The 22,907-nt window shown below is 72.8% G+C and carries 27 protein-coding genes; 13 read left to right on the top strand and 14 right to left on the bottom strand.

From position 1 onward, the window contains the following. The 4 genes from AB0D99_RS34590 to AB0D99_RS34605 form a co-directional block, all read left to right on the top strand. Window positions 1-615 (top strand): adenosylhomocysteinase (locus tag AB0D99_RS34590; RefSeq protein ID WP_362371801.1); only part of this gene is annotated, 615 nt, incomplete at its 5' end. Next, window positions 615-1,274 carry a maleylpyruvate isomerase family mycothiol-dependent enzyme gene (locus AB0D99_RS34595; protein ID WP_362371804.1) on the top strand — a complete coding sequence of 220 codons (660 nt, stop codon included), beginning with the start codon at window positions 615-617 and terminating at the stop codon, window positions 1,272-1,274. The genes AB0D99_RS34590 and AB0D99_RS34595, both read left to right, overlap by 1 nt. A 101-nt stretch (window positions 1,275-1,375) precedes the next feature. Beyond that, the gene (locus AB0D99_RS34600) at window positions 1,376-1,678 is read left to right on the top strand and encodes a DUF2087 domain-containing protein (RefSeq protein ID WP_362371807.1); all 303 of its coding nucleotides are present in this window, start codon (window positions 1,376-1,378) and stop codon (window positions 1,676-1,678) included. Next, the gene (locus AB0D99_RS34605; protein ID WP_362371809.1) at window positions 1,675-2,301 is read left to right on the top strand and encodes a LysE family transporter; all 627 of its coding nucleotides are present in this window, start codon (window positions 1,675-1,677) and stop codon (window positions 2,299-2,301) included. Before AB0D99_RS34600 ends, AB0D99_RS34605 begins: the two co-directional genes overlap by 4 nt. A gap of 63 nt (window positions 2,302-2,364) precedes the next feature. Here the strand turns inward: AB0D99_RS34605 and AB0D99_RS34610 are convergent, their stop codons facing one another. The 4 genes from AB0D99_RS34610 to AB0D99_RS34625 all read right to left on the bottom strand — a co-directional run bounded on the left by AB0D99_RS34610 (window position 2,365) and on the right by AB0D99_RS34625 (window position 4,495). Next, on the bottom strand, window positions 2,365-2,718 hold the full coding sequence (locus tag AB0D99_RS34610) for a VOC family protein (RefSeq protein WP_362371812.1): 354 nt from the start codon (window positions 2,716-2,718) through the stop codon (window positions 2,365-2,367). 109 nt (window positions 2,719-2,827) lie between these two features. After that, entirely contained in the window at window positions 2,828-3,124 is a 297-nt protein-coding gene (locus tag AB0D99_RS34615) for a hypothetical protein (protein ID WP_362371815.1), read from the bottom strand. Window positions 3,125-3,190: 66 nt separating this feature from the next. Continuing rightward, window positions 3,191-3,643, bottom strand: a complete 453-nt coding sequence (locus AB0D99_RS34620) for a hypothetical protein (RefSeq protein ID WP_362371818.1) — start codon at window positions 3,641-3,643, stop codon at window positions 3,191-3,193. A gap of 117 nt (window positions 3,644-3,760) precedes the next feature. Further along, window positions 3,761-4,495 carry a PIG-L deacetylase family protein gene (locus tag AB0D99_RS34625; protein WP_362371821.1) on the bottom strand — a complete coding sequence of 245 codons (735 nt, stop codon included), beginning with the start codon at window positions 4,493-4,495 and terminating at the stop codon, window positions 3,761-3,763. 141 nt (window positions 4,496-4,636) lie between these two features. On the opposite strand from AB0D99_RS34625, the gene asnB reads away from it, so the two are divergent. The 6 genes from asnB to AB0D99_RS34655 all read left to right on the top strand — a co-directional run bounded on the left by asnB (window position 4,637) and on the right by AB0D99_RS34655 (window position 11,738). After that, entirely contained in the window at window positions 4,637-6,454 is a 1,818-nt protein-coding gene (gene asnB, locus AB0D99_RS34630) for an asparagine synthase (glutamine-hydrolyzing) (protein ID WP_362371824.1), read from the top strand. Beyond that, complete coding sequence (locus AB0D99_RS34635) at window positions 6,444-7,433, top strand: PrpF domain-containing protein (protein ID WP_362371827.1); 990 nt, start codon at window positions 6,444-6,446, stop codon at window positions 7,431-7,433. The genes asnB and AB0D99_RS34635 overlap by 11 nt, the downstream gene beginning before the upstream one ends. Before the next feature lie 90 nt (window positions 7,434-7,523). Further along, window positions 7,524-8,261, top strand: coding sequence for an SDR family oxidoreductase (locus AB0D99_RS34640; RefSeq protein WP_362371829.1), 738 nt, complete (start codon window positions 7,524-7,526; stop codon window positions 8,259-8,261). 70 nt (window positions 8,262-8,331) lie between these two features. Beyond that, window positions 8,332-9,897: a class I tRNA ligase family protein gene (locus AB0D99_RS34645; RefSeq protein ID WP_362371831.1), complete on the top strand. Its 1,566-nt coding sequence runs from the start codon at window positions 8,332-8,334 to the stop codon at window positions 9,895-9,897. A 142-nt stretch (window positions 9,898-10,039) separates the two neighbouring features. After that, entirely contained in the window at window positions 10,040-11,329 is a 1,290-nt protein-coding gene (mshA, locus tag AB0D99_RS34650; protein ID WP_362371876.1) for a D-inositol-3-phosphate glycosyltransferase, read from the top strand. A 208-nt stretch (window positions 11,330-11,537) separates the two neighbouring features. Continuing rightward, a complete protein-coding gene (locus tag AB0D99_RS34655; protein WP_362371834.1) occupies window positions 11,538-11,738 on the top strand; it encodes a hypothetical protein in 201 nt (66 codons plus the stop codon). A gap of 123 nt (window positions 11,739-11,861) precedes the next feature. Here the strand turns inward: AB0D99_RS34655 and AB0D99_RS34660 are convergent, their stop codons facing one another. From AB0D99_RS34660 to AB0D99_RS34690, 7 genes are all read right to left on the bottom strand, one after another. Then, on the bottom strand, window positions 11,862-12,914 hold the full coding sequence (locus AB0D99_RS34660) for a helix-turn-helix domain-containing protein (protein WP_362371837.1): 1,053 nt from the start codon (window positions 12,912-12,914) through the stop codon (window positions 11,862-11,864). A 109-nt stretch (window positions 12,915-13,023) separates the two neighbouring features. Continuing rightward, window positions 13,024-14,040, bottom strand: a complete 1,017-nt coding sequence (locus AB0D99_RS34665; RefSeq protein WP_362371840.1) for a helix-turn-helix domain-containing protein — start codon at window positions 14,038-14,040, stop codon at window positions 13,024-13,026. Window positions 14,041-14,244: 204 nt separating this feature from the next. Next, window positions 14,245-14,682: a transcriptional repressor gene (locus AB0D99_RS34670; RefSeq protein ID WP_362371843.1), complete on the bottom strand. Its 438-nt coding sequence runs from the start codon at window positions 14,680-14,682 to the stop codon at window positions 14,245-14,247. 60 nt (window positions 14,683-14,742) lie between these two features. Further along, window positions 14,743-15,585 (bottom strand): class I SAM-dependent methyltransferase, encoded by an 843-nt coding sequence (locus AB0D99_RS34675; RefSeq protein ID WP_362371846.1) that lies wholly within the window; start codon window positions 15,583-15,585, stop codon window positions 14,743-14,745. A 178-nt stretch (window positions 15,586-15,763) separates the two neighbouring features. Further along, complete coding sequence (locus tag AB0D99_RS34680) at window positions 15,764-16,243, bottom strand: GNAT family N-acetyltransferase (RefSeq protein WP_362371849.1); 480 nt, start codon at window positions 16,241-16,243, stop codon at window positions 15,764-15,766. 125 nt (window positions 16,244-16,368) lie between these two features. Next, the gene (locus AB0D99_RS34685; RefSeq protein WP_362371852.1) at window positions 16,369-17,280 is read right to left on the bottom strand and encodes a M56 family metallopeptidase; all 912 of its coding nucleotides are present in this window, start codon (window positions 17,278-17,280) and stop codon (window positions 16,369-16,371) included. Continuing rightward, a complete protein-coding gene (locus tag AB0D99_RS34690; protein ID WP_362371855.1) occupies window positions 17,277-17,654 on the bottom strand; it encodes a BlaI/MecI/CopY family transcriptional regulator in 378 nt (125 codons plus the stop codon). Before AB0D99_RS34690 ends, AB0D99_RS34685 begins: the two co-directional genes overlap by 4 nt. 83 nt (window positions 17,655-17,737) lie before the next feature. On the opposite strand from AB0D99_RS34690, the gene AB0D99_RS34695 reads away from it, so the two are divergent. Continuing rightward, window positions 17,738-17,893 carry a hypothetical protein gene (locus AB0D99_RS34695; protein ID WP_362371858.1) on the top strand — a complete coding sequence of 52 codons (156 nt, stop codon included), beginning with the start codon at window positions 17,738-17,740 and terminating at the stop codon, window positions 17,891-17,893. Window positions 17,894-17,914: 21 nt separating this feature from the next. Here AB0D99_RS34695 and AB0D99_RS34700 read toward each other — a convergent pair whose 3' ends face one another. The 3 genes from AB0D99_RS34700 to AB0D99_RS34710 all read right to left on the bottom strand — a co-directional run bounded on the left by AB0D99_RS34700 (window position 17,915) and on the right by AB0D99_RS34710 (window position 20,881). Further along, window positions 17,915-18,196: a metal-sensitive transcriptional regulator gene (locus tag AB0D99_RS34700; RefSeq protein ID WP_362371861.1), complete on the bottom strand. Its 282-nt coding sequence runs from the start codon at window positions 18,194-18,196 to the stop codon at window positions 17,915-17,917. A 20-nt stretch (window positions 18,197-18,216) separates the two neighbouring features. Beyond that, window positions 18,217-20,487 (bottom strand): heavy metal translocating P-type ATPase, encoded by a 2,271-nt coding sequence (locus AB0D99_RS34705; RefSeq protein ID WP_362371864.1) that lies wholly within the window; start codon window positions 20,485-20,487, stop codon window positions 18,217-18,219. A gap of 109 nt (window positions 20,488-20,596) precedes the next feature. Then, entirely contained in the window at window positions 20,597-20,881 is a 285-nt protein-coding gene (locus tag AB0D99_RS34710; protein WP_362371867.1) for a cation transporter, read from the bottom strand. A 166-nt stretch (window positions 20,882-21,047) separates the two neighbouring features. On the opposite strand from AB0D99_RS34710, the gene AB0D99_RS34715 reads away from it, so the two are divergent. Together AB0D99_RS34715 and AB0D99_RS34720 are read left to right on the top strand one after the other, a co-directional pair. Continuing rightward, complete coding sequence (locus AB0D99_RS34715) at window positions 21,048-22,010, top strand: hypothetical protein (protein ID WP_362371870.1); 963 nt, start codon at window positions 21,048-21,050, stop codon at window positions 22,008-22,010. Window positions 22,011-22,061: 51 nt separating this feature from the next. Beyond that, entirely contained in the window at window positions 22,062-22,751 is a 690-nt protein-coding gene (locus tag AB0D99_RS34720; protein ID WP_362371873.1) for a copper homeostasis protein CutC, read from the top strand. Window positions 22,752-22,907 lie beyond the last annotated feature (156 nt).

Below are 22,907 nucleotides of genomic sequence, written 5' to 3' on the forward strand. Positions count from 1 at the left end.
GAGTCCCTCCGCGGCCAGGGCGCCCGCGTCATCGTCACCGAGATCGACCCCATCTGCGCCCTCCAGGCGGCGATGGACGGCTACCAGGTCGCGACGCTGGAGGACGTCGTCGAGACGGCCGACATCTTCATCACGACGACCGGCAACAAGGACATCATCATGGCCTCCGACATCGCCAGGATGAAGCACCAGGCCATCGTCGGGAACATCGGCCACTTCGACAACGAGATCGACATGGTGGGGCTGGCCGCGACTCCCGGGATCGTGAAGGACGAGGTCAAGCCGCAGGTCCACACCTGGACGTTCCCCGACGGCAAGGTCGTCATCGTGCTGTCGGAGGGCCGCCTGCTGAACCTGGGCAACGCGACCGGCCACCCGTCCTTCGTGATGTCGAACTCCTTCGCGGACCAGACGCTGGCCCAGATCGAGCTCTTCACCAAGCCGCAGGAGTACCCGACCGACGTCCACGTGCTCCCGAAGCATCTGGACGAGAAGGTCGCCCGCCTCCACCTCGCGGCCCTGGGCGTCCGGCTGACCGAACTGCGCCCGGAGCAGGCGGCGTACATCGGGGTCCCGGTGGAGGGACCGTACAAGCCGGACCACTACCGCTACTGATGGCGTCCGTACGTGATCCATGGCTCCCCGACCGGCTGCTCCGGACGGAACGGGACGCGCTGATGCCGCTGTTGCGGGGCGCTCCGGAGGCGTCGTTCGACCTGCGTACCGCCTGTCCGGGCTGGACGGCCCGGCAGGTGCTCGCGCACTGCGCGGCGGCCCTCGTCAGGATCGTCGAGGGCCGCCTGGAGGAGGGCGTCTTCCTGCCGGAGGCCAACGCGGCCGACGTCGCCGAGCGGGAGCCCTGGCCGCTCGGCCGGATCCTCGACGAACTGGAGCGCGGCCTGACGGAGGCAGGCCCGGTGATCGCGGCGACCGAGGACGGCACGCTGGACGCGGTGGCGCTGGGGGAGTGGGTGCACGCCGGAGACGTACGGGAGGCGTTCGGGGTGCCGGGGGCGTACCGCGGCGCCGGCCTGGAGTTCGCCCTCCCGCTCCTGGCGGTCACGAGCCGCCGCCGGGAGACCCCGGCGCTCGTCGGCGTCCTGCCGGACCGCACGGAGCCCGTCTGCCTCGGCGACACCGTCGCGGGCCGCCCGCCGGCGCGTTTCCACGGCGAGGCGTCCACCCTGATCCGGCTCTACGCGGGCCGCCCGCTGGTCGGCACCCGCTACACCCTGACCGGCGCGACGGAACAGGAACTCCTCGTCTACCGCTGAGCGGCGGCCACCGGTCTTGCCGATACGGCCGGGGCGGCGGGGAACGTGATCACCCGGTAAACCCTTTGCGCGGAGGGCTCCGGGCCGCCACGCTTCAGGCCATGCCAAGCATCGACACCGTGGCGGACCTGTTCTCCGCCGAAGGACGCCTGAAGGCGATCCCGCGCCGGCCCGCCCGCCGTGAGGCGCTCCTCGCCCACCTCGCCGGGTCGCTCTTCGAGCCCGACCGCTCGTACACCGAGCGCGAGGTCAACGAGGCGCTCCTCACCGTCCACGAGGACTTCCCGGCCCTGCGCCGCCATCTCGTCGTCGGCGGCCACCTGGCCCGTACGAAGGACGGCGCGGCCTACCGCCGACAGCAGCAGCCCGGCTCCCCCGGAGGCGCGACGCTCTCCGTCGCGTGACCGCCGCGGTGGTGGCCGGCCTGCTCGCCGGCTACGGAATCGCGATCCCGGTCGGCGCGGTCGGCGCCTACCTCGTGGCGGTCACGGCGCGCACGGGCTGGCGCACGGGCGCCGGAGCGGCCCTCGGCGTGGCCGCGGCCGACGGTCTCTACGCCGTGATCGCCGTCCTCGGCGGCTCGGCCCTCGTGCCGCTCCTCACCCCGGTCATGACGCCGCTGCGCTGGGTCTCCGCGGTGGTCCTGGTGGGTCTCGCGGCCCGCTCGGCGTGGACCGCCGTACGCGCCTACCGGGCACGGAACCTCGCGACGCGCGACGACCTGGGCAGCCCGCTCACACCGCTGCGCGCCTTCGTCACGTTCCTGGGGATCACGATCCTGAACCCCATGACCGTGATCTACTTCGTCGCCCTGATCCTGGCGACGGGCCCCGCGGGTCCCGCCACGTCCCTCGACCGTACGGTCTTCGTGCTGGCCGCCCTGGTTGCCTCCGCCAGCTGGCAGCTCTTCCTCGCCACGGGCGGCGCGCTGCTCGGACGGGGGCTCACCGGCCCCCGGGGGCGGCTCGCGACGGCGCTGGTGTCGAGCGCGCTCATCGCGGGTCTGGCCGTCCACCTCGTGGGCTGAACGGGTCGACATGCCCGTGGCCCGTCCGGCGGCCGGACGGGCCACGGGCTCACCGTCGCCCGGTCACGGCTTCCGCGGGCCGAGCACGCAGAACTCGTTGCCCTCGGGGTCGGCGAGGACGACCCACGACTGCTCGCCCTGGCCGATGTCGACGCGCCGTGCGCCGTGGGCCACCAGACGGGCCACCTCGGCGTCCTGGTCATCGGGCCGGAAATCGAGGTGCAGCCGGCTCTTCGCCTTCTCGTTCTCGGCGACCCGGACGAAGTCCAGCCCCGGCATGCGGTCCGGCTCCGGGCGGATCTCGAACTCGTCGTCCGAGGAGTACACGACGACCCAGCCCAGGGCGTCCGCCCACCACTGCCCCAAGGCCGCCGGATCCACCGAGTGGACGATTACCTGCTCCCATTCCAAGGTCATCGGCAGAGCCTACATGCGCGTTCCTCGCGCAGGACGGGCGGGAACTCGCCTGTTCCGGGGCTCGGTTGGCGGCGAACGCCCGCAAGGCGGACGCTGCGAAGGATGTGCGTCAACGGCCGTATCGGCGAGACCGGGGGGAGGAGCCCAGCGCGGCGACCAGCGCGGTCGCGGTGAACGTGCCGGCGGCCATGACCCCGCAGCGGGAGCGCCAGGACATGACCGACCAGCAGGACTGCGCGGACAGCAGGGAGGCCGCACTCAGCCAGGATCCGACCGAGGCGACGGACCCGGCCGAGCCGACGGATCCGACGGACAGCACCGAGCCGACCGAGCCGATCGACAGACAGGACCCCACCGAGCCGATGGAGAGCACGGAGTCACGCGACCAGAGGGAGAGCGTGGACATACCTCCATCGTAGGTTCGCGACCCGCGCGTCACGACCCGACCGGCGCCGCCTCGCCGGGGTGCCGGTCAGGTGGCGGTGGCCGGTGTGTCCACCCGTCGGTACGTCGGGGTCCACAGCCACGGGTGGAGGCGGGTCCGGCCCACGACGTCACCGCTGTGCGCCGCGGCCACGGCGCCGACGACCGGTGTGGCGAGCACGGTCAGCAGGGTCGGCAGGTAGCCGACGTCGGTGGCGAACGCGACGACCAGCGTCTCCGGCAGGAACAGCGCGCCCCCGACGGCGCCGGCGAGCAGTCCCCGCAGCGGTGCCCGGGCGGTGAGCCACTCGGGCGCCACGGCGAGGGCGGCGCCGGTGGCGGCGCCGAGCAGCACGCCGACGGACAGCGTCCCGCCGACCGCCACGACACCGCGCAGGATGCCCGCGAACGCGTCCCCGCGCATCCCGGTGACGAGCCACGCGAGGGCGTGCGCGAGCCAGATCAGCCCGAAGAACCCCGCGGGTCCCACGGCGATGCGCACTCCGAGCCGAACCCCTCGGCGAACCACCTGCCTGTCGGTCACGTGCCCCCCAGCCCGTCCTTGCGTACCCCTGCGGGTGCGCCCCAGGGCACGATAGACCAACCGGTGGGGCCGATCTCAGTCGATGTGGACGATCTGGAACGCCTCCGCCATGCGGCCCGCCGGCAGCCCGCCCGCCGTCGCGTGTTCGCTCAGCCAGGTCCGCAGCAGCCCCGCCAGGTCGTCGAAGTGGGCCGTCTGGGAGGTGTGGATGCGCAGGGCCTCGACCTTGCGGTCGAAGACGGGGGTGACGTCGACGTACTGATTGGGTGTCGGGCCCGTCATCAGCCACAGCTCGTGGACGATCCACGGCTCCAGTCCCTCCTCCTTGAGGAGGGAGGCGTGCGCGAAGGGGTTGCGGGCCTCGGGGTAGATCGCGCGGAGGCAGGCGTCGCCGACCGCGCGGTGGTCGGGGTGGAGGTCGGCCACCCGCGCCCAGTTGATCTCGGGGGAGGGGATGATCGCCCGCTGCGGGCGCACCTGGCGGATGACCCGGCACAGGTCGCGGCGGAGTTCCACGCTCGGTTCCACGAAGCTGTCGGGGTAGCCGAGGAAGCGGACGTCCGCGACGCCGCTGAGTTTGGCGGAGTGGACCTGTTCGGCGCGGCGCAGGTCGGCCATCGCCTGGCGCGGGAGCTGTTCGTCGTAACCGCCGGCGCCGCCGTCCGTGACGATGCAGTACGTGACGCGGGTGCCGCGTTCGATCCACTGCATGACCGTGCCGCTGACGCAGAACTCGATGTCGTCCGGGTGTGCGGCCACCACGAGCAGGGACGCGGGGGCGGTGCGATCGGTGTGGTCGAAGTCCTCCATGGAGTCAGCCTGTTGGGGTGCCGGGGGCGCCGCAAGGCCGAGCCGTGGCGTGAACTGGACATGGCACTTACGCGCCATTCAAAAACTTGGTAGATTCAAATTATTGGTAGCGACAAGTGAACTGCTTGGAGGGTGACCGGTATGTGCAGGATCTTCGGCTCCTTCGCCGCTGGGGCGGCGGCCCGCCCCGAGCCGGCCGAGCTCTCGGCGGTGTCGGCCCGTCAGCGGCACGGCGGCCCCGACGAGCACCAGGTGCTCAGCGGACCCGGCTGGTCGATGGGGTGCGACCGGCTCGCCGTCACCGACCCCTGCGGTGGACGACAGCCCTACCGCCTGCCGCACCTGCCCGGGATCCTCGCCGTCCTGAACGGCGAGATCTACAACCACGCCGCACTGCGCCGCCGCCTCGCCGCCCGCGGCCACCGCTTCCCCGACCGCTGCGACGGCACCGTGCTGCCCGCGCTGTACGCCGAGCACGGCCCCGCCTTCGCCGACCTCCTCGACGGCATGTTCGCCGTCGCGATCCTCGACCTCAGGCAGGGGAGGACCCAACTCGTCCTCGCCGTCGACGACATGGGCATGAAGCCCCTCCACTGGCACCACGACCCGGCCGACGGCTCCACCCGCTTCGCCTCCGAGATCCCCGCGCTCCTCGCCTTCGAGGGCGTACGGATCGCCCCCCGCGAGGACTCCCTCGACACCGTCCTCGCCACCCGCACGTCGTTCTCCGCCCGCACCGCGCTCGACGGCATCGAGGTGCTCCCGCCCGGCGCCACCGCCGTCGTGCGGCCGGGCCGCCGGCCGCACGTACGGCGCCGCACCCCGCACCCGGCGGCGCCCACGGGCGACACCCAGGACGTGCTGCGCGGCGAGGTGCGGCGGCTCGCCCGGGCCGAGGTGCCCGTCTGCGCCATCACGAGCGGCGGCCTCGACTCCGGGCTCGTCACCGCGCTCGCCGCCGAACACGCCCGCGAGGCCGACGCACCGCCCCTGCACACCTTCCACCTCACCTACCGGGGGAAGTGGCCCGACTCCGAGGCCGCGCACGCCCGTGCGGTCGCCCGCCGCGCCAGGACCGTCCACCACGAGATCGCGCTCGACCCCGACGAGCTCCCCTCGCTGCTCACCCGCGCCGTCCGCCACCTCGGCCAGCCCAACGCCGACCCCATCGCGCTCTCCACGTACGCGCTGTTCCGTGCGGTCCGGGAGGCCGGCTTCACCGTGGCCCTCTCGGGCGACGGAGCGGACGAACTCTTCGGCGGGTACGAGCGGATGCGTGCCGCGCTCGACCCGCCCGGCGGGCCGGCCCGCGCGGACTGGGCGGCGGCGTACGCGGACGCGCTGTCGGCCGCGCCGCGACTGCTGCGCGAGCACCTCTACACCTCGTCCTACCGGGCGTTCATCGCCGACGAGGGCTCCGCGGCCGACCGGATCGAGCAGGAGCTGCGCTCGGCGGAGGCGGCCGGCGCGGACCGGATGGTGGCGATGACGGGGTTCGAGACGCGCTGGCGGCTGCCCGCGTACCACCTTCGGCGCGTGGACCACCTGTCGATGGCGTGGGCGGTCGAGGCGCGGATGCCGTTCTGCCAGCCGCGGGTGGTCGCGCACGCCCGCTCGCTGCCCCCGGCGGCCCTGCGGGGGAAGCGAGCGCTGTACGAGGCCGGGGCCGATCTGCTGCCGCCCTCGGTCCTCGCACGGCCCAAGCAGCCGTTCACGCTGCCGGTCGCGGCCATGCTCGCCCCGGGCGGCCCGCTGCTCGACACGGTCCGCGAGCTGCTCTCCCCGGCCCGCCTGGTGCTGGGCGGCCGGGTCCGAGCCGACCGCGTCCAGAAGCTCCTCGCCCGCCAGCTCGAACGGCCCTCGCGGCACGACGCGTCGGCCCTGTGGGCGCTGGCCGTGCACGAGCTGTGGTCGGACGTGGTGCGGGGCATGAGGATCCCGGTGGGTTGTGCGGCGTGAGGCGGGCGCGGCGGGACCGGCCCGGACCGGGGCGCCGCACCCGGTGGCCGCCGCGGTCGTGCGGACCGGGGCGCCGCACCCGGTCGCCGCCGCCGTCGTGCGGGCCGAGGACGCTCCGGGGCCCACCCTCGTCGTGGAGCTCGCGCAACTGCCGTCCGGCGCAATGGCGTCGGGCGCCGAGCTGGACGCGCTGCGCCGCGCGCTCGGCCGGACACCGTACGCCCGCGTGAACAAGATCGCGCTGTACGGGGCCGCCGCCCGCCCCGGCCGCGATCTCGACTACCGCTTCGTCCAGGCCCTCCCCGACGGCGGCTTCGACTTCCGCACCGGCTGCGGCCACTCCCTGCTCGCCTGTGTGGTGGCGGCCGCCCGCCCGGGGCCCGTCACCGTCCACGCCGTCACGACCGGCGACGACGTCCGATGCGCGCCGGAGGAGGACGGCACCGGCCACACCCTCCGCTTCCTCCGCCCACCCGACGCCCCGGGGACCCTCCCCACCGGCAGGCCCGTCGACGTGCTCGGAGGGCTGCCCGTCTCCCTCGTCCGGTACGGCAATCCGTACGTCTTCGTCGACGCCGCACACCTCGGTGTCCCCGACGCCGAGCAGCTGTTCCGGGCCGGGGACGACACCCTTCGGCGGCTGCTCGCGCTGCGCCGCCACGCGGCCCGGACGCTCGGCCTCGCACCGCGCTCCGCCCTGCCCAAGATCGCCGCCTTCACGGTCGGCCCCGGCGGGCTCGCCGTCCGCGCCCTCACCGTCGGCGGCTGGCACCCCCGGCTCGCGCTCACCGGCGCCGCCGCGCTCGCCGCCGCGGCCGTGCTCCCCGGCACCGTCGTACCGGCCCTGGACGGACCCGCGCGCACACCCGGCGGGACCGTCGCCGTCTCCGCCGACCGTCACGGGGTCGCCGTCCACCACAAGCGCGCGACCGTGCTCGCCCGGCCGCGACTGCCGTGGCGTATCCACGCAACGGCGTGAACGCGCACCCCATTCACGACGCTCCGGCCCCGATTCCTCTGCCACGCTGAATTCGACCGGCAACCGGTATCCCTGGGGAGAGCGGACGAGATGAAATTCGAGAACCTGCGTGTCGTCGTGACCGGAGCGTCCCGCTATTTCGGCCGCGCGCTCGCCGTCGGATTCGCGCATCTCGGCGCCGAGGTCTATGTCTCGGCCCGCACCGTCGAGGCCGCCGAGCGGACCCGTACCGAGGTGATGGGTTCCGCCCGCGACCGTATCCACGCCTTCGGCTGCGACCTCAGCAGGCCCGCAGAGATCCGAGAGTTCGCGGCGCGGGTCGGCGAACGCACGGACCGGGTCGACCTGTTGGTGAACAACGGCGCCCGCTGGCTCGACGGCATGGACCTGGAGGCGGCCAGCGACGACCAGATCGTGGAGACGATCGAGTCGACCGCCGGCGGCACCGTCCTGATGGTCAAGCACTTCCTGCCGCTGCTGCGCGGCTCGTCGCGGCCCGACATCGTCAACATGGTGGCCGTGCGCGACGCCGAGGGCGCCTCCGCCGCCGCGGCCCATGCGGCCTTCTGGGCGGCGAAAAGCGCGCAGGCGGGTTTCGCCGACATTCTCTCGCGCCGTCTCCGCCCTTCCGGCGTCCGGGTCTTCTCGCTCTTCCCGCCCGATTTCTCCACGTCCGATCCGCGGTTCGCGGAATGGGACGGATCGAATCCGGACGGAATGGCGCCGGACGAGAAGCTGACCACCCAGGCCCTCTTCGAATGCATCGTCTATGCCGTCGAACAGCCCCGGGACTGCTTCATCCGCTCCTTCCATTTCGAACCCCGCTGAAGGCGAACACACCGCCGAGGCCCCGAGCACCTCGCTGAGGCTCACCGCACCACAGCGTCAAGGAGGTCCCATGAGTACCCCTGTCTGGATCACCGCGACCCCTCCGGCCACCCATGGCGAACTGCACATCGGCCATCTCGCGGGACCGTACGTCGCGGCCGACGTCCTCTCCCGCTACCTGCGTGCCGAGGGCGAGCCCGTACGGTTCACCACCGGCACCGCCGACCACGCCAGCTCCGTCGAGGTCCGGGCCCTGCGCCACCACCGCAAGCCCGAGGAGGTCGCCGAGGGCTACCGCGCGGCGATCACCGCCGACTGGCTGCGCTCGGGAGTGGAGTTCGACCACATCGTGCGACCGCGTCGCGACCGCGGCTACGGCCGCTGGGTGCAGGACCTCTTCGGCCGCCTGTACGCGCAGGGCGTCATCGCGCCCCGCACCCGCCTCCTGCCGTACTGCGAGCCGTGCGAGCGCTGGCTGTACGGCGCGCACGTCACCGGCACCTGCCCGCACTGCGGCGCGGTCAGCGACGGCGGCATGTGCCACGAGTGCGCCAGGCCCAACGACGGCGGCGACCTGATCGCGCCCCGCTGCTCGCTCTGCGACACCGCAGCGCTGTCCCGCCGGTGCCGCCGTCTCTACATCCCCCTCGAACCCTTCCGCGAGACCCTCGCCGACTACTGGGCCTCCGCCGGCCTGCCGCCCCGGCTGGCCGCGCTGTGCGAGTCGCTGGTGGAGGACGGGCTGCCGGACATCGCCGTCGGACACCCGGCCGAGTGGGGGCTCCAGGTCCCCGTCGAGGGCTTTCCCGACCACCGCGTCGACGGCTGCTTCGAGGCCGCCGCGATGCACCTCTTCGGCTACGACACGAAGGGGCCGCTGCCGAGCCGCGCCATCCACTTCTGCGGCTTCGGCCACGCCTTCTGCCACGCCGTGCTGCTGCCGGTGATGCTGCTCGCCCAGGACATCAAGCTGCCGCAGGACTTCTGCGTCAACGAGTCGTACGTGATCGAGGAGGGGGTCCAGGAGGGCAACGTCTGGGCGCTCGACCTGCTCACCGAGTTCGGCTCCGACACCCTGCGCCGCCACGTCCTGCAGGCCCGCCCGCTGGGGCGCCGCACGGTCTTCCACCGGGACCGGCTCACCGCGGCACGTCGCGAGCTGGACGAGAACTGGAACAGCTGGCTCGCGCGGCTCTTCGCCTCCGTACGCGAGGAGTGCGGCGGGCTCGCCCCGGAGGCGCTGCCCGGCGGCACCGGCTGGGAGGTCCTGGACCGTCGGCTGGACCGGGCCGTGAGCGACCTGCGGGAGGCGTACGGCCCCGACGCCTTCGACCCGCGGCGGGCGGTCGCCGTCCTCGACGAGGTGGTCCGGCTGGTGGCCGACTTCGGTCATGTCAACGCCCACGAGCGCTGCCGGCCCACCACGGCCTGCCGTCATCTGCCCGCATTGACCACCCAGTTGGCCGTCGCCTCGGCGCTGTCCGCCTGGGCGCGGCCGGTGATGCCGGAGGGCGCCGACCGGCTGGCCGCCGCGCTGAGGGTCGAGCCCGGCCGGCCCATCGACGCCTCCGCCCTGACCGGGCCCCTGCCGGGGACCCGGCTCGCCCCGCCGTCCGGCCCCGTCTTCGGCTTCTGACCCCGTTCCACCGAGCCGCACCGCCGCTACCCCCGTACCGTCCCTCCCTGATCCACCCCCACCGCCGCGTGGTCGTGCGCGACGCAACGCAGGGACACGTGGCCCGCCCTCACAGGAGCCCCACGTGTCTCTGCGCGTCGCCATGCTCAGCGTCCACACCTCCCCGCTCCACCAGCCAGGAACCGGGGACGCCGGCGGGATGAACGTCTACATGGTCGAGCTCTCCCGAGCCCTGGCCGAACAGGGCGCCGAGGTCGACCTGTTCACCCGCTGCCGGGGCGAGGACCGGCCCGCGTCCGTCGACCTGGCACCGGGCGTGCGGGTCCGGCACCTCCATGCGGGCCCCTGCCGGCCGATCCCCAAGGAGGCGCTGCCCGTCCTGGTCGTGCCGTTCTCCCTGGCCCTGCTCAAGGAGGACCGGCGCTACGACCTGGTCCACTCCCACTACTGGCTCTCCGGGCAGGCCGGCCGCATCGCCTCCGCGGGCTGGCGGACACCGCTGGTCCACACCGCGCACACGCTCGCCCGGGTGAAGAACGCGGCCTTGGCCGAGGGGGACACCCCCGAGCCCGAGCTGCGGATCCGCGGCGAACACCAGGTGGTCGGCTCGGCCGACCGGCTGATAGCCAACACCGCCGACGAGGCGGAGGCGCTGCGCGCGCTGTACGGGGCTTCGGCGCGCCGCACCGAGGTGGTGCGGCCGGGTGTGGATCTGCGGACGTTCCGGCCGGGCGCGGGGCGGGCGGCCGCCAGGGCCCGGCTGGGGCTGCCGGCCGATGCCTTCATCCCCTTGTACGCGGGACGCATCCAGCCGCTCAAGGGTCCCGACGTGCTCGTACGGGCGGTGGCGGAGCTGTTGCTGATGGCGCCGGACCTGCGCCGCCGGCTGCTCGTCCCGGTCGTCGGCGGGCATTCCGGGGCGGGCGGACAGGGCGCGTGGTGGCAGCTCGCGCGGGAGTTGGGGGTCGCCGATGTGCTGCGCCCCTGCCCTCCCGTGGCGCAGTCCGGCCTCGCGGACTGGTACCGGGCGGCGGACGTCCTCGTGGTGCCCTCGCGCAGCGAGTCCTTCGGCCTGGTGGCCCTGGAGGCGCAGGCATGTGGGACGCCGGTGCTCGCGGCGGCGGTGGGCGGGCTGCCGACGGCGGTGTGGGACGGGGTGACGGGGCTGCTGGTCCGGGGGCACGACCCGGTGGAGTACGCCCGTCGGCTGCTGTGGCTGGCGACGCGTCCGAAGGTACGGGCGGCGATGGGGGAGGCCGCGGTCCGTCATGCCCGGGGGATGAGCTGGCGTGGATCCGCCGCCCGGACGATCGAGGTGTACGAGGGGGCGTTGAGTGGGGCAGGGGCGGCGGCACGCCCCTGCCTCGGCGGCCCCTCTCTCCTGGAGGAACGAGAAGGCCGCAAGGTCAGCCTAGCATCTCTTTTGGTCTGACCAAAGATATGCAGCACTCCGGATCGGTCAATTCCGTTGTGGGGCAAGTGGATTGGCGTAATGACGCATCCACGCCATGGCAGATCCACGCATGGAGAAACTCTGGATCCGTTTCCCGGGGCGGGCCAATATGGAGATGTCTTCAGGGAGCGCCCGGCGGCACGGGCCCCCGAAGTCGGAAATTCCCAAGCCCACTCCTGGAGGAATCATGTCCGCTGCGCGTATCCCGGCCGTCCGCACGCTCGTCCGCCAGTTCGCCATCGCCATGGTGGCGTGTACGGCCGTCGCGGGAGGCGCCGCGCTGGCCGCCGCCCCGGATGCCGCCCCGGCGGCGACCTCGCAGCAGGCGGGCGCGGAGAACGACTGGCCGAAGGCGCCGACCCCGTCCCCGGTCGTTCCCACCAACTGACCCGAGATCGAGCTGAATTCAGCTGGGGAGTCAGCGGTAATCAGCTGGAATCGGGAAAGCCCCGTGATCGCCGTAAGGCGATCACGGGGCTTCTTCGTTCCCGTCCGTCGGCGGGACTCCGATTCAGTCGAGCCAGCCGAGGCGAACCGCGCGGACACCGGCCTCGAATCTGCTCGACGCGCCCAATTCCTGCATGAGTTCGGAGAGCATTCGGCTCACCGTGCGCAGCGACACCCCGAGGTTCCGCGCGATCTTCTCGTCCTTCATTCCCGAGGCGAGCATCTGGAGCGCGGCCCGCTGCTGCTCCGACAGTCCGTCGCCGCCCCGCTCCGGCGCCGCGTCGTCGCCGTACGGGGTCGCGGTGTGCCAGCAGTGTTCGTACAGCCCGAGATAGGACCGGACCAGCACGGAGCCGCGCGCCAGGATGGCACCCTCGCGGGGCTCCTCCGGACGGATCGGCACCAGGGCGAACTGCTGGTCGGCGATGATCATGTTCATGGGGATGACGGGCGCGAGCCGGATCTCCACGCCCAGCGCCACGCGCCGGCCCAGCAGCTCCGCGAGCTCGGGCCGCGCCGCGTCCTGGCTGCGGTAGATGGCGCGGACGCGCACGCCGTTGCCGATCTGGCGCCGGTCCCGGTCCAGCATCCGCTCGGGGATCTGCCGGTTGGGTCCGCCGGGGTGCATCGAGGCCGAACTCTCCTGCATCACATCGGTGATGTCCTCAAGGGCCTGCTGGATCCTGCGGTAGTCGGTGATGGCCTCGACGGCGATCTCGGAACGGGTCAGCGCTCCGGCGCGGAGGAAGGTTTCCGCCAGCGTCTCCAGGGTGGAGTAGGCCCGGTCGGCCTCGGCCAGATGGTCCCGCAGCCGCTCGCGCTCCCGCTCCAGCAGGCGCAGCAGGGCGATCTCGGGATCGACGGTGGCCACCGTGTCCGTGTCCGGTTTCCAGCGGGCGTCCCGGACGTCGGCGATCGTGGCGTGGGTCTCGGTGGTCGGCACGATCAGGCCGAGCGAGGTCAGTTCGACCCGACATCGCTCGTACTCCTCCGGCGCCATCCGCAGCTCCGCGCATGCCTCCCGGAAGCTCGACACGCCGCGCCTGCGCAGTTCCTGATAGAGAGTCAAAAGCGCCTCGGCGGCCAGTCCTTCTCTGCCGTCGTCCGTCGTGGCCATGGCGCTGTGACCCCCCTCGTCGATCCCCGTCTCCCCGTCCCACCCTGTCACAGGGGGCGGCCGATGTCCCCGTACGATCTTGGCCACGTCACACGGCCCGGCCCGCGCCTCACAGGGGCCGGTCGCGTACCTCGCCGTCCAGGAGCCCGAGCCTGGCGGCCTTCACACCGGCCTCGAACCGGCTCGCCGCGCCCAGCTCCTGCATGACCTCGGAGAGCAGTCGGCTGACCGTGCGCAGGGAGACCCCGAGGTTCTTGGCGATCTGCTCGTCCTTGATGCCGGAGGCCAGCATCCGCAGCGCGACCCGCTGCTGCTCGGAGAGGCCGTCGCCGCCGTGCTCGGGCTTCTCCTCGTCGCCGTACCGGGTGGCGGCGTGCCAGCAGTACTCGTACAGCGCGAGATAAGAACGGACCAGGCCGGGTCCGCGCGCGAGGATCGCGGCGGACCCCGGGTCGTGCGCGTCGGTGGGAAGCAGCGCGAAGTTCTCGTCGGCGAGCACCATGTTCATCGGTACGACGGGGGAGAACCGGACCTCCACGCCGAGGGCGGCGCGCTCCTGGAGATGCTGCGCCATGTCCGGTACGGAGCTGATCCGGCGGCTGTACACGACGCGGACGCGCACCCCGCGTGCCGTCCAGCGCCGGTCGCGGTCCAGTTCGGCGGCCATGTCCTCGCGCCGTACCGATCCGGTGTGCAGGGAGTGCACCGAGGTCCGTACGGATTCGCCGAGGCCGGCCAACTCCCGCCGGACGCGGTGGGGGTCGGAGACGATCTCGACCTCGACCTCGGAGCGGGGGGCGGAGCCGGCCCCGAGGAAGGGGCCCGCCAGGGTCTCCAGGGTGGTCTGCGCGCGGCTGGTCTCGGCGAGGCGGTTCTCCAGGCGGTCGCGCTCGCACTGCAGGAGGCGGACCAGGGCCACGTCGGGGTCGATGACCGAGCGCGTCGTGCCGGCTTCGATCAGGCCGAGGGTGGCGAGGTCGCCGCTGCATCGCCGCCGGTCCTCCGCGGAGAGGGCGAGGGCGTCGGCGACCTCGTCGAACGAGCGGGAGGGCTGGGCACGGAGTTCGAGGTAGACCGCGAGGGCCTGATCGCTTCCCGTACGTGTCCCGGTGGCGTATTTCGACACGGCGCAGCAGACTCCCCTCGGATCCGTGTGGATCCCGTTGAATCGCCCCGCTAGACCCTGCCACAGATTCGAACGCGACGCACGGTGTTCAAGCGGTCTCGGCCCGCGGTCCCGTACCGGACGCGTCTCGGACCGGTACGGCCGTTCCCGACCGCGGTTCGGTACCGAGGTTCGGTGTCGACGTCTCGGTCCCTGTCCGGGGTCTCAGGAGGCGCCGGGCTCCGCGCAGTCGGGGCACAGTCCCTTGAAGACGATCTCGGCGTCGGTGGTCCGCCAGTCGGGCAGGCTGCCGCGGGGCGGGGCGGGAGCCTTGGCGTCGACGTTCTCCACCCGGCCGCAGCGGACGCACAGCGCATGCTGGTGCGGCGGCCCGGAGATCTCGAAGACGGCCGGCATCCCCGGCCGGTCGAACTTGCTGACCAGGCCCGTCTCCTGGAAGTGCCGGAGCATCTCGTACACCGCCTGGCTGGTGAGCGTCCCCAGACGCTCGCGGGCGGTCGCGGTGATCGCCTCCACGTCGAGGTGGCCGGCCGAGGCCAGCACCGTGAGCACCTCCAGGCGGGGGCCCGTGACCCGCAGCCCGACATCGCGCAGGCGCTGGATCACCGCCTCGCGGCCCGTCAGCTCATCCACGACTGCCATCTTCTCCGCCTGGTCGGATCAAACTTTTGCAGGCATCGTACCTCTTGGTGTTCCTCGATGTCAGTCGTCCGTACGACAGACGAGCAGCACGCTCTCGGTGCGTTCGTCGATCCGATGGCGCCGTCTGCCCGCGATGTGCAGGCCCGCGGAGTGCAGTTCGGCCGCGAGGTGCTCCGGGTCGACGATCCACTTGTCGGTGGTCAGGACGGCGCGCTCGGTGGAGAGCTTGCCGGTCCTGGAGGCGTAGTAGGTGATCCGCTCGCTCATCTCCGCGATGTCGAAGACCTGCCGGGCGACCACCCACTCGTCGATCCCGTCGAAACGCGGGACCTGGAAGGCCCAGGTCCGCCGCGGTTCGGCGACGAGCCCGGGGAGCAGATGGGCGGTGTAGTCCAGGGCGAGGGCGCCGCCGGTGTCCAGGTGCGAGGCGATCTCGCGCAGCAGACCGGGGCGGGCCTTCGGGGGGACGGCGGACACCATGGCGCCGGCGAGGAGGGCGAGCCGGTAACTGCCGCGCAGCCGCAGCTCGGTGAGATCGGCGTGGGTCGTCACGATCAGGTCGGCGACCTGCGGGCCGATGCGACGGGCCCAGGCCCGGAGCCGCTCCAGGGCGTCGGCGTCCCGGTCGACCGCCTCGACGGCGAAGCCGTGCCGGGCGAACGGGACGGAGAGCCGCCCGGCGCCGGAGCCGAGGTCCAGCACGGGGCCGCGACCTCCGGTGGCGCGGGCGAGGCCGAGGTAGCGGACGATGTCCGCGCTGTGCGGGCCGAGCAGGGCGTCGTACAGCCAGACGGAGTCGGCGTCGCCCTCGGCGACGGACTCCAGACCGGGGAGGGGGTCGGTGGTCAGGTCGTACCGGGACGGCAGGACCGGCGCGAGCGCGGCGCCGCTCTGTTTCTGCATCGCTCCTCCAGGTGCTCGCTCGGTCCGTGCCGTCCGGACGAGGAACCCGTGCCGCCGGGTCCGCGTCGCTGTGACCATCCTGGAGCGGGGCCGGCCCGGGGGGCCAGCGGATCGGGCGGCGTGAACACGCGATGGCGTTGATCTGCCAGGGGTGCCGGAGGGAGGGCTCCGGCGGGCGTCAGACCTCGCGGGCGAGGCGCGTGGGGGTGAGCGGGGTGAAGCCGCGCGTCTCGTAGAAGGGGAGCGACGGGTCGCCCTCGGTCGGGAGGCTCACACGCTGTTCGCCGGCCCCGAACCCCTTCATGCGGTCCGTGGCCGCCGCGAGGAGCGCCGAGCCGACGCCCCGCCGGCGCGAAGCCTCGGCGACGGCCAGTGCGTACAGCTCGCCCTCGCCCGGGACCGGGACTCCGCCGGCGGCCGCGCCGACGACCGCGCCGTCCGTGTCGGTGGCCACCAGCCAGCCGAGCCAGCCCGGCGCGCCGCCGGGAATTTCAATTTCCGCGCGGATACGGGGAAGTGCGCATTGCGTGGAGATCAGTCGACGCACGGGGATTTCGCCGAGGATTCCGTCGTAACTGCCCCGAATGGCGTCCGCCAGCAGCCTGGATATCGTCGCCGCGTCGGCGGCAGCCGCCGTCCGCACGTCAGCCAGCTGCATTGGTCCGTACCCTTCGACGTGCCGAGCCCGAGCGTCAACGTACCCACAATAGCCGGGAATTCAGTCCCATGTGACCGATGTGAAATCTACGAATTCACTTAGTAAAAGGGGCTGAATCGAGTCGATTAGTTGGGGAAGGAACAACAGGCGATGATCAGCGGCGCGACCGCGAGACCCGCCGCGACGACCGTCGACAGCCCTCGCAGCACGGGGTGTCCCGCGCTGTGCGGAGCGAGGATGCGGCGCATCCGCACCGCCGCCGACGGCCCGCCCGCCGCGAACGCCTCGCGGGGCGCCTGCCCCGAGGCGAGGGTGTACAGCGCGGTGGCCAGCGCGTCGCGCGTGCAGCGGCGCAGGGCCCGGTCGTCCGCCGCCATTTCGAGCAGCAGCGGCACGGCGCTCCCGCCGTGCCGTGCGAGCGGAAGCCGCGGGAACACCGCCGCGAACGCCTCGGCCGCGGCGACGAGGAGATGGTGGCGGCCGGCGATGTGGGCCCGCTCGTGCGCGAGCGCCGCCGCCAGCTGGGCCTCGGTGAGCGTGTCCACGGCCCCCGAGGAGACGACGACGCGGCGCGAGCTGCCGGGCAGGCAGTAGACGGCCGGTCGCGCGTGGTCGAGCACGGTGACCCGCAGCGCCGGGTCGTACCGTCCGACGAGCCGCAGCATCCCGGCGTGCCGCAGCCGGGCCCGGCGGGCCCGCAGCAGCTCCCGCGCGTATCCGGCGACGGGCATCGCGAGTACGGCGAAACCCAGGGCCAGGGCGAGCCGTTCGCGGCCGGAGAGGGTGAGGAGCCGTTCCGGGGCGGGGATCCGGAGCCCGAGGTAGACGTCGCTCAGCCGGTGACTGCTGTCCGCGGGCAGCGTGAGATGGGTGGCGAGGAGCGCGGCCGACGCGGCGAACACCGCGCCGCTCACCGCCCAGACCGCCAGGGCGAGCCGGGGCACCTGTTGGGCCCAGCGGGCCCGCACCAGCAGCCAGGGGATCAGCAGCCCGGACGAGAGGGCCAGGCCGAGCGGCGGCAGGAGGTGGTGGTTCACCCGAGCTCGCCGTCCTGGGCGCGCCGGGCGGAGCGGAGCGCCGCGTCCAGGGCCGCCATGTCCTCGTCGGAGATGGTCTCCACGAAGCGCAGCAGCGCGGCGGGCCGGTCCGCGCTGTCGCCGAGGGCGTCCTGCATCAGGGCCGCCGTGTACTCCTCGCGGCCGCGGACCGGTTCGTACAGCCAGGCTCTGCCCGCCTTCTCGCGGCGGAGCCAGCCCTTGCGGTGGAGGATGTCCGCCACCGTCATGACCGTCGTGTAGGCGACCCGGCGCCCCAGGTTTATGTCGTCGACGATCTCGCGGACCGTGGCGGGCCGTTGCCATGCCCACAGCCGGTCCATGATCTCGGCCTCCAGCTCTCCCAGCCGGCGCACGCGCATCCCCTCCCCCTACGGGCGGCCCATCGTACGGGCCGCTCAACCCGCGAAGATATACCCCCTAGGGGTACGATGGCGGGATGTCGACCCTCATGAGGAACCGCCCCTGCGCGAAGGTCTGCGGCCCTGGTCTGCCCGGTTCGGTGGAGCTGACGCTCCTCCGGCAGGTGCTCGGGCTCTGTCTTCGCCTGAGCGTCAGCCTGTCCGCCGACTGCCCTTCGCACAAGGGCGGTTGATCCGTTTCCCCGTCGGGGGAGCTAGGTCCTGATCAGCCGGGCGATCGCCTTGGACGCCTCGCCCACCTTCACCTTCGCCTGGTCCCCGCCCTGGGCGATCGCCTCGGTGACACAGCAGCTGAGGTGCTCGTCCAGGAGGGCCACGGCGCAGGACTGGAGGGCCGCGTTGACGGCGGAGACCTGGGTCAGCACGTCGATGCAGTAGATGTCCTCGTCCACCATCCGTTGCACGCCCCGGACCTGGCCCTCGATGCGCCGCAGGCGCCTGATGATGTCTTCCTTGTGCTCTCCGTAACCGGCCACGGCGGTCTCCTTGAGTCAGGTCACTTGTCGGCGGCCTGGAACCCGCGCAGGCGCAGGCTGTTGCCGACCACGAAGACCGAGGAGAAGGCCATCGCGGCCCCCGCGATCATCGGGTTGAGCAGGCCCGCCGCGGCGAGCGGCAGCGCGGCCACGTTGTAGGCGAAGGCCCAGAAGAGGTTCGAGCGGATCGTGCCGAGCGTCTTGCGGGAGAGCCGGATCGCGTCGGCCGCGGCCCGCAGGTCCCCCCGTACGAGGGTCAGGTCGCCGGCCTCGATGGCGGCGTCCGTGCCGGTGCCCATCGCCAGACCCAGGTCGGCCTGGGCGAGCGCGGCCGCGTCGTTGACGCCGTCGCCGACCATGGCGACCGAACGGCCTTCGGCCTGCAGCTTCTTGACCACGTCGACCTTGTCCTGCGGCATGACCTCGGCGATGACCTCGTCGATGCCGACCTCGGCGGCGACGGCCTCGGCGACGGCCTTGTTGTCGCCGGTGAGGAGGATCGGCGTGAGGCCGAGCCCGCGCAGCCGGCGGATCGCCTCGGGGCTGGTCTCCTTGACGGCGTCGGCGACCTCCAGGACCGCGCGCGCCCTGCCGTCCCAGGCGACCGCGATAGCCGTCCGGCCGGCCCGTTCCGCCGCGTCCTTGGCGGACTTGAGGGGCTCCGTGAGCGACATCGCCCACTCTTCGAGCAGCTTCTCGCGGCCGACGAGGACGGCGTGGCCGTCGACGACGCCCTGGACGCCCAGGCCGGGGACGTTGGCGAAGTCCTCCGGGGTGGGAAGCGCGCCGATCTTGGCGGCGGCGCCGGTGGCGACGGCCTGGGCGATGGGGTGCTCGGAGGAGTGCTCCAGGGCGCCCGCGAGCCGCAGCACGTCGGTCTCGTCGACGCCTTCGGCGGTGTGGACCTTGAGGAGGGTCATCCGGCCGGTGGTGACGGTGCCGGTCTTGTCCAGGACGATCGTGTCGACCTTGCGGGTCGTCTCCAGGACCTCGGGCCCCTTGATGAGGATGCCGAGCTGGGCGCCGCGGCCGGTGCCGACCATGAGCGCGGTCGGGGTGGCGAGGCCCAGGGCGCAGGGGCAGGCGATGATCAGGACGGCCACGGCGGCGGTGAACGCGGCCGTCAGCCCCGCGCCGGTGCCGAGCCAGAAGCCGAGCGTGCCGAGCGCGAGCGCGATCACGACGGGGACGAAGACGGCCGAGATCCGGTCGGCGAGGCGCTGGGCGGCGGCCTTGCCGTTCTGGGCGTCCTCGACGAGCTTGGCCATCCTGGCGAGTTGGGTGTCGGCGCCGACCCGGGTGGCCTCGACCACGAGCCGGCCGCCGGCGTTCAGGGTGGCTCCGGTGACGGAGTCGCCGACGGAGACCTCGACGGGGACGGACTCGCCGGTGAGCATGGAGGCGTCGACGGCGGAGGAGCCCTCGACGACGGTGCCGTCGGTGGCGATCTTCTCGCCGGGACGGACCAGGAAGCGGTCCCCGACCTGGAGTTCGGCCGTCGGGACGGTGACCTCGCGGCCTCCGCGCAGGACGGTGACCTCCTTGGCGCCCAGCTCCATCAGTGCCTTGAGCGCCGCGCCCGCCTTGCGCTTGGAGCGGGCCTCGAAGTAGCGCCCGGCCAGGATGAAGGCGGTGACGCCGGCCGCGGCCTCCAGATAGATGTTCCCGGCGCCGTCGGTGCGGGCGATCGTGAACTCGAAGGGGTGGGTCATGCCCGGCGTCCCGGCGGTGCCGAAGAACAGCGCCCACAGGGACCAGAGGAACGCGGCGATCGTGCCGACCGAGATCAGGGTGTCCATCGTGGCGGCGCCGTGCCGGGCGTTGGTCCAGGCGGCCTTGTGGAAGGGCCAGGCGGCGTAGACGACGACCGGCGCGGCGAGGGTGAGGCTGAGCCACTGCCAGTACTCGATCTGCAGCGCCGGGACCATCGCCATCGCGATGACGGGGACGGCGAGCGCGACGGCGGTGATCAGCCGCTGCTTGAGCGGTCGCAGCTCCTCGTCGGCCCTCTCCTCGTCGGTCGGCCCGCCCTCGCCGCCGGACTCCGCCCTGAGAGGCGTGGGTTCCTCGGCGGTGTAGCCGGTGGCCTCGACGGTCGCGATCAGATCGGCGACGGAGATGTCGGCTGCCGCGTCGAAGGTGACCTTCGCCTTCTCGGTGGCGTAGTTGACGGTGGCCTCGACCCCGTCCATGCGGTTGAGCTTCTTCTCGATTCGGGCCGCGCACGAGGCGCAGGTCATGCCGCCGATGGCGAGCTCGACCTGGGCGGCGCCCGACGTGGTCGTGGTCATGGATGGCTCCTTCTTGAGGGCTCGTGGCGGCCGGCCGTGTTCGGTGGGGCTCGGGGGCCGGGGCCCATGGACGGACGGGCCCCGGCGGCCGGGGTGGGGCTGCGGCGCGTCAGCCGCGGCCGGTGAGCTCGTAGCCGGCGTCGTCGACGGCGGCGGCGATCGCGGCGTCGTCGGGCGCGCCGCCGGTGGTCACGGTCACCAGGCCGCCGGCGACGTCGACGTCCACGGAGATGACACCGGCGAGCGCGGAGACGGACTCGGTGATCGCGGTCTTGCAGTGTCCGCAGGTCATGCCCGACACGGCGTAGACGGTGGCGGTGCTGTCGGCGACGGCGGTCGTGGCCTCGCCGGCGCCGGTCGAGCAGCTGCCGTCAGGAGTACAGCAGGAACCCATGTCTTCCTCCTTGCTGGGGTCAGATACCCTCGGGGGGTATCTGCTTCTGGTTCCATGTATACCCCCCACCCGTATTCGACGCAACCATCTCCCTCGGCTTGACTTGATACCCCCCAGGGGTATCGTGAGGTGCATCGAACGGTTACTCACGTACGGGAGAGCTGCCATGAACACCGGAGTGAAGATCACCGCCTTCGCCGCCGCGCTCGCCGCGACCTTCGGGACCGCGTACGGGGTCGGTGCGGGCGTCGGCCCCGTGGGCGAGCCGGCGAAGGCCGCGCACGGGGAGCACGCGGCCGCCGCGGATCCGGGCGGCGCGAAGGCGGACGGCGGGGACGGACACGCCGGTCACGAGGAGGGCGCCGCGAGCGCGCCCGCCGCCGGCGGCCTCCAGGTCTCCGAGGGCGGCTACACCCTGGTGATGGAGACGCCCAGGCCGGAGCGGGGCACGAGCGTGCTCACCTTCTCCATCAAGGACGCGAAGGGCGGGAAGGTCACCGCGTACACCACCGAGCACGGCAAGGAGCTGCACTTCATCGTGGCCTCGCGGGACCTCACGGTCTACCGCCATCTCCACCCGGTGCGCGCGGCCGACGGCACCTGGTCGACGCCGGTCGACCTGCCGGCCGCGGGCGGCTACAAGGCCTTCGCCGACTTCAAGCCCGCCGGGAAGAACGCCAAGGGCGTGACCCTGGGCGTGGACCTGTCCGTGCCCGGCGCGTACGCGCCCCGGCCGCTGCCCGCCGCCGAGCGGACGGCCACCGTCGACGGGTATCAGGTCACGCTGGGCGGCACCCTCGTCCCGGGCAGGGCGGGTGAGCTGAAGCTCACCGTCACCAGGAACGGCAAGCCGGTCGACGACCTGGAGCCGTACCTCGGGGCGTACGGCCATCTCGTCGCCCTGCGCGACGGAGACCTCGCCTACCTGCACGTCCACCCCAACGAGGGCGGGCCCGGTCCGGACGTCTCCTTCACGGCCACGGCACCGAGCGCGGGGACGTACCGCCTGTTCCTGGACTTCCAGCACGAGGGGAAGGTGCGGACGGCGGCCTTCACGGTGCACGCGGGGCAGGCGACGGCGGTGGCGGATGAGTCCTCGCACGATGCGGGAGACCACACGCACGGCTAGGCTGGTCATTGGACTAGACCTGTAGCCGTCATTCATGGAGGAATGGGCTCGATGAGCAACCGTGCAGTGCTTGAGGTGATCGCCCTCGACGCGGAGGACGCGGTCGCCGCCCAGGCCGGCGGGGCGGACCGCCTCGAACTGGTCACCGACATGGCGGCGGACGGGCTGACCCCGTCACGCACCGCCTTCGAGGCGATCCGTGCCGCCGTGGACATCCCCCTGCGCGTGATGCTCAGACTCGCCGACGGCTTCGCGGCCGGTGACGTCGAGGCGCTGGTGTCCCGTGCCGCCGACCTCCGGGAGGCCGGCGCGGACCAGTTCGTGCTCGGCTTCCTGACGGCGGAGGGCGATCCCGATCTGGTGGCGGTCGAGCGTCTGATCGCCGTCCTGGACGGCTGCCGCTGGACCTTCCACCGGGCCATCGACCGCGCCGCGCACCGCGACACCCTGCGCAAGCAGCTCGCGGACCTGCCGGGGCTCGACACCTTCCTCACGGCGGGTGCGCCGACCGGCGTCGACGACGGCCTGCCCGTCCTGAAGGCGGAGGCCGCTCGCGCCGGCGAACCGGGCTACGAACCCCGGCTCCTGGTCGGCGGCGGCCTCCGCCTCGACCACCTCCCGGAACTGCGCGAGGCGGGTGTCGACGCCTTCCACATCGGTGGCGCGGCCCGCCCGGACGGCTGGACGGCGCCGGTGTCCCCGGCGGCGGTCCGCGTCTGGCGCGAGGCGCTGGACGCGTAGGCGCGACCGTCCGCCGGGCGCGGCTTTCCGTACAAGGGGTGGGGGGCCCGCGGGGGCCCCCCCCCCGGGGGGGTTTTTTTAAAAAAAAAAAAAAAACAGCCGCAGTTGGGTTGGTTTTATGTAAAGAAAGGTTGAAATAAAATTAGTTGGGATAGG

Source organism: Streptomyces sp. NPDC047971, assembly GCF_040653355.1.
In the GTDB taxonomy this organism is placed as follows: domain Bacteria; phylum Actinomycetota; class Actinomycetes; order Streptomycetales; family Streptomycetaceae; genus Streptomyces.